This is a genomic window from Bacillus sp. LR--39 (assembly GCF_053613335.1).
Window position 1 is genome coordinate 1 of record NZ_JBSIOT010000108.1, and the last position, 1,603, is coordinate 1,603.

Here is a 1,603-nt window from a genome sequence, read left to right on the forward strand (position 1 = left end):
TCACTTCAGTGCTGATCAGATAGTCAGGCTTTGGTTTGCCTTTGTTTGCTTTGTGGCCGGCGATATGCGCATCGCTTTTTTCCCATTGCTTCCAGTGATCCTCTGATTCCCAGCGAATCATGACAACAACTTCTTCATCACCGCGGCGCACATTTTTTTCAAGCACTGTCACATCAATTAAACCTTCTTGTTTTTCAATGATTCCTTCAGCGCTGAAACGTTCTATGACTTTATCTGCAAAGCCTTCTTTAACCGTCATTTTTCTCAACTGTACAAACATTTGTCTCACTCCAATCATTCTCACATATGAATAATTGTAAATGAAATTCATTCTCAATGTCAAAGAAAGCGCAGGGCGGAATCGAACCGCCGTGCGCAACAGTTTATTCTTTTAATAAAAACACATTTCCGTCTTCGTCCTTAAATTGAACGAAGGTGCCCCACTCCATTTGATTGGGCTCACCGAGAAATTCTACACCGTTTGTCTTCATTTTCTCGTATGTACCAAAGATGTCTTCGCATTCAAACACAATAGAAGCCTTCATTTGCTCTGAGCCTTTCATCATGGCTTTCGGGTAAATGACTAAACGAGTCTCGGCCCCTTTTGGCGCAACCTCCAGCCAGCTTGCTTCAGGTCCCATTGGGTGGTCCGCTGCAATATCAAAGCCTACCTTCTCTGTCCAAAATTGCTTCGCTTTCTGCTGGTCCTCGACATATATAGCAACAGTGCCAATTTGTTTGATCATAGGGAAACCTCCAAGTTGAAAAGATAATAATACTATAACCTGTTTACGGACGAAGTAACATAAAAAAATCAGCCGGGAAACCGGCTGATTTTTGATTAAAATGAGCAGCTCACAACATCGATCTGATTTGTGTCTAAGGCGAAATAAACCCAGCGGCGCCGTGAGGAATCCCAATAAAAGCCGCCGACGGACCTTCTGCCAAGGATGATCGGGTAAAACCAAAATGAGCGGCCATTGGTTAACCAAACATAGGTAAATCGGAAAAGGCAAGGACGAATGGTGATTGGTTCAACTAACAAAACGGCTCCTTGAGAACCCTGCGGTTTTGGGGGTTTCGCTGGTATTTGGGAAGGAGGGGGTCCCTGCGGCGCACCGCCGAAGCCTGGGCTGGCACCGCTGCCAATACCAGGACCGCCGCCAAAGCCTGGAACAGCGCCACCGCCAATACCAGGGCCGGAGCCGCCGCCAGAGCCCGGAACAGCGCCGCTGCCAATGCCAGGCCATGGATATCGGTATTCATATTCAAAAGCAGGCCAAGGCTCATAAAAATGCCCCGCAAACATATAAGGATCAACATAATACATGTGATAACGTCCTTTCTCATTGTAAACTGTACATTGCAGTTTATGCGGGCGGACTCTTATTGGTGCATTCGCCTAAGGATATAAAGCTGGAATGCTCTCAGAGAGCATAATCATTTGATTTTTCTCTAGTCTTATTCACAATTCCGATTTATCATTTTATAATGAAAGTGCTTCTATTACGAAAAAGGAGACAGACCGTGAATATCGATCAATTATTATATCAATATATCATACACAACACTCCGGATATTACTGAGAAATGGTTCAGTTTGC

The 1,603-nt window shown here is 44.7% G+C and carries 3 protein-coding genes; all 3 read right to left on the reverse strand.

The features are described 5' to 3' along the window. The coding region (gene hmoA / locus ACWHAR_RS20805; RefSeq protein ID WP_452087695.1) for a heme-degrading oxygenase HmoA at window positions 1–280 on the reverse strand (280 nt) is incomplete at its 3' end. Between the two features lie 103 nt (window positions 281–383). Further along, on the reverse strand, window positions 384–746 hold the full coding sequence (locus tag ACWHAR_RS20810) for a VOC family protein (protein ID WP_041332676.1): 363 nt from the start codon (window positions 744–746) through the stop codon (window positions 384–386). A gap of 95 nt (window positions 747–841) precedes the next feature. Then, window positions 842–1,330, reverse strand: a complete 489-nt coding sequence (locus tag ACWHAR_RS20815; RefSeq protein ID WP_041332673.1) for a hypothetical protein — start codon at window positions 1,328–1,330, stop codon at window positions 842–844. Between the last annotated feature and the right edge of the window lie 273 nt (window positions 1,331–1,603).

What these genes read in the sequence shown, in the direction of transcription:
- ACWHAR_RS20815 (WP_041332673.1), bottom strand. Translation starts at nt 1,330, where the DNA reads ATGTATTATGTTGATCCTTATATGTTTGCGGGGCATTTTTATGAGCCT.
- ACWHAR_RS20810 (WP_041332676.1), bottom strand. Translation starts at nt 746, where the DNA reads ATGATCAAACAAATTGGCACTGTTGCTATATATGTCGAGGACCAGCAG.